The organism is Microbacterium ginsengisoli (assembly GCF_000956535.1).
GTDB classification, from domain to species: Bacteria; Actinomycetota; Actinomycetes; order Actinomycetales; family Microbacteriaceae; genus Microbacterium; species Microbacterium ginsengisoli.
The window spans coordinates 1-3541 of sequence record NZ_JYIY01000023.1 but is presented as its reverse complement, the minus strand read 5'-3'; the positions used below and the strand labels follow the sequence as shown (position 1 = coordinate 3541).

The window sequence follows — 3541 nt, the reverse complement described above, 5'->3', positions numbered from 1 at the left end:
GGGTGAAGCACGTCGAGGTCCTCGTGAAGATCAGACAGTTAGCGCTACTGATCCTCGGGGACCTCGACCCCTACCCGCCGAACCCCACCCGGCAAGCCTCACCCCCACCGAATGTCCGAAGAGCCGGTTTCGGGTCTGGGTTTCGGGACGGGAATCGTCGGCGTGTCGACGTCGGCGTGTGGACTTGAACAATAATTGGCGGCGTTCTGTGATCGCTATTTGGCGTCATCGGCTACCAGGGAGTCATCAACCGCGACTGAACCCGGCAGAAGTCCCAGCCAAGGCGCCGGGCGATAGAACGTCGCTCTGAATCTTCCGAGGCTGCGTAAGACCTCGGCCGCTGTCTGTCCGCTGTGCATGAGGCTTCGGGCATTGCGTATTGGGCTTTCGGTGATGATTCGCGGGCGAGCGCGTCGAGCGCCGAGAATCATCTATCTTGATAAATTAGTTCGAGACGAACGCTGACACTGCTTTTGGAATTCGAACGACATGAACGACCGAAGGTCGATTTACGAGCAGGCATCTCTTCAGCACGACGGGAACTGGTGGAGCAAAGCAGGGCCGATGTTGGAATCTGCTTCCGCTGTGGCTACTCAGCCTACGGCGAGTCCCGCGGCCACGAGGTCGGGCAGGCCGCGCGCGGCAAGCGTTTCCCAGATTTGGTAGTCGTCACTCGGCGCGATCGCGCCAGAGCAGGGTACAGCTATCACGTTCAAACCCGCATCGCAGGCGCTGCGCAGCCCGGCGGGAGAATCCTCGATGGCGACCGAGCCGGATGTGGGCAGATCCAGCCGTTTGAGGGCGAGCACGTACGGATCGGGGGCTGGCTTGTGCCTGGTCACCATGTTCGCCGTCACGATTTGAGCGAAATAGGGTCGTGGTAGCTGTTCCAGGATGTCGATGACATTCATCTCGAGCGACATCGTCACCAGAGCCTGCCGGACGCCATTCTGGTGCGCAGTCTCGAGCATTTCTAGAGCCCCAGGCCGCCACAGGACTCCGTCCTGGCGATTCAGGGTTCGCATCCGTTCAGTAAGTGCCGAGGTGAGCGAGCCTAGCGTGCCTGCCGCTCCGCGTTCCCTCAGCATGCCTGCCAGCATCGGGATAGCACGACCGGAGATATCCACCGGTGACGGCCTCCACTCTTTAATACCCGATTCCTCAGCGATCTCCCAGCAGACGGCCGCCCATCGTTGCTCGCTGTCGATCAGGGTCCCGTCGAGGTCCCAGAGCAGGGCGCCTCCGGACTCAGCGGACACGCGATAGCGATCGCTCGATGCGGCGGCCGGTCTCAGCGTCGAAGAGCTGCGCGTCCTCGTCGCCGAAGCTCAGCGACACGGAGTCGCCTCGACGCACGCGCACGCTCTGGTCGGTACGGACTGCGAGTCTGACATCGCCGACCGTGACCTCCAGGATCCGGGTGGAACCTTCGAAGATAGTGGTGTGCACAATGGCAGTCGCATGGTACCGGCCCGTGCTGTCGATTCGCACGTGCTCCGGACGCACTCCGACCCTCACCTCTCGGGCGGTGGTGCGCTCCTCAACGTCACCGAAGATAGTGCGGTAGCCGCCATCGACTGCCGTTCCAGGGAGAAGATTCATCGGAGGAGACCCTATGAAGCCCGCAACGAACACCGTCGCCGGCTCGTTATAGATTTCATCGGGCGTGCCAATCTGCTCGAAGCATCCCTTGTTGATCACGGCAATCCGGTCGGCCAAGGCCATGGCATCGCTCTGGTCATGCGTGACGTGGATCGACGTCGCCCCCGTCGTCCGCATCAGATCGGCGATTTCCTGGCGCAGCGCGATGTGCAGCTGGGCATCGAGCCCGGACAGGGGCTCGTCGAGTAGCACCAAGCGAGCCTGCCGGGCGAGAGCTCGGGCGAGGGCGACTCGCTGCCGCTGGCCCCCCGACATTTGCCGGGGTTTACGGTCGAGTAGATCCTCGATATCCATCCGCTTCGCGAACTCCAGACCTCGCTGACGCGCCGCGGCACGATCCAGACCCAGGCCGTGCCGAAGGCCGAGGGTGATGTTCTCGAGCGCGCTCATGTGGGGGTAGAGCGCGAAGTGCTGGAAGACGATGGCTACATCGCGTTCGTGGGGCGGGAGATTCTGCTGGGGTTTCCCTCCGATTAGCACGTCGCCGGAGTCAAGCGCCTCGAGTCCAGCCACAATGCGAAGCAGGGTGGACTTCCCCGATCCAGAGGGCCCGAGGATGACGAGGGATTCACCGGCGGCGACCTCGATTGAGACGTCGTTGACCGCGGTTACGCCGCCGAATTGTTTGACTAGATGGCGAAGGGAAACCTCAGCAGACATGTTCGTGCTCCTTTGTTTGTTTACTTCGTGAGTGCGCTGATGCGATCGGCGGTGCTGGGAACGACGTCGTTGACGTCTTCGCCCTGGTCGACCATCGACTGCACCATGTCCTGCAGGTACTGGTTGGTGCGTCCAAGGTTTTCGCCAGCCCAGCCAGATCCGGCAACCGGGGTGCCCTCGTATCGCCAGGCGTAGCCGAGCGGGCCGTCGGCCTCGGGGCGCTGGAGCAGTTCGGCTTTGGCCTCGGTGTCGACCGGGATGTAGCTATTGGCCAGCGAGCTCGTCAGGATGACCTCAGGGTCGAGCATGGCGCCGATCAGCTCGTTGCTGAACGCAGCCCGGCAGGCATCGTCGGAGAGCACCATCCAGCCGTTACCACCCGCGGGGAGCTTCGCGGTGCCGCCGTCAGGGATCGGCATGTCCGAGATAGTCCAGTCGAACGAGTCGCCGATGCTGGCAGCCACGCTCGCGCCCACGGCGGGCGTGGCAAAGAAGTAGGCCACGTTTCCCTGCGTGAACTGGGCGATCGAGTCTTGCCAGCTCACCTGGTCTTCGAGCTTTTCGTCGCCGATGGTCTGATAAATCTTGAGCGCTGCCCGCCCTTCCTCGCTGTCGAAGCCCGCGGTGCCGTCCTTGTTTACGAACGTGCCGCCACCACTGCCGACGAAGGCCTGGACAAACCACCAGGCGATGTTGTCACGAGGGATCTGGATCGGGGTGGAGACGTCCGTCTTTTCCTGGATGGCACGCGCGTCCTCGAGGACTTCAGAGTGGGTGGTCGGCAGTGCGTCGATGCCAGCGGACTCGGCGAGGGTGGTGTTCGTGTAGAGCACGGGCACCGAGATCTGGAAAGGAGCGACGTAAGTCGTACCGTCGACCGTGCCGACGCTGAGATAGTCCCGGTCGTAACTGTCGCGGAGCGAATCAGTGTCAATCGCCTGTGGGCTGTATTTCTCCACCCAGAATTTGAGTTGGTCCAGGCCAAGCATGATCACGTCGGGACGGGATCCAGCGGCGATGTCAGCGACGACCTGCTGCGTGAGTTCGTCGTAGCTGGTGCCCTCGGGAGCAGCCTTGAGGTTGACGGTTAGGTGTACTTCCCCGGGAGGTTGTGAACGGGTGAGGTAGGCGAAGACCTCCGGGCAGGATGTGGGTTACCACACTCGCATCCTGACCACGGAGGTCTTCGTGTCTCACGCTAACGCGCCTTTGACGCCGG

Annotated in this window: 2 protein-coding genes and 1 pseudogene; all 3 read right to left on the bottom strand. The window is 62.5% G+C overall.

Annotated features, from left to right (window positions below; translation table 11 throughout):
• Positions 1 to 593: 593 nt before the first annotated feature.
• Complete coding sequence (locus tag RR49_RS00215) at positions 594 to 1259, bottom strand: HAD family hydrolase (RefSeq protein ID WP_045245711.1); 666 nt, start codon at positions 1257 to 1259, stop codon at positions 594 to 596.
• Positions 1249 to 2322, bottom strand: a complete 1074-nt coding sequence (locus RR49_RS00210; protein ID WP_045245710.1) for an ABC transporter ATP-binding protein — start codon at positions 2320 to 2322, stop codon at positions 1249 to 1251. The genes RR49_RS00215 and RR49_RS00210 overlap by 11 nt, the downstream gene beginning before the upstream one ends.
• A 20-nt stretch (positions 2323 to 2342) precedes the next feature.
• A pseudogene (locus RR49_RS00205) lies at positions 2343 to 3374 on the bottom strand (extracellular solute-binding protein); the annotation flags it as partial.
• Between the last annotated feature and the right edge of the window lie 167 nt (positions 3375 to 3541).

Bases quoted from the DNA above. Each gene is read 5' to 3' on its own strand.
- RR49_RS00210 (WP_045245710.1), bottom strand. From the start codon at position 2,322: ATGTCTGCTGAGGTTTCCCTTCGCCATCTAGTCAAACAATTCGGCGGC.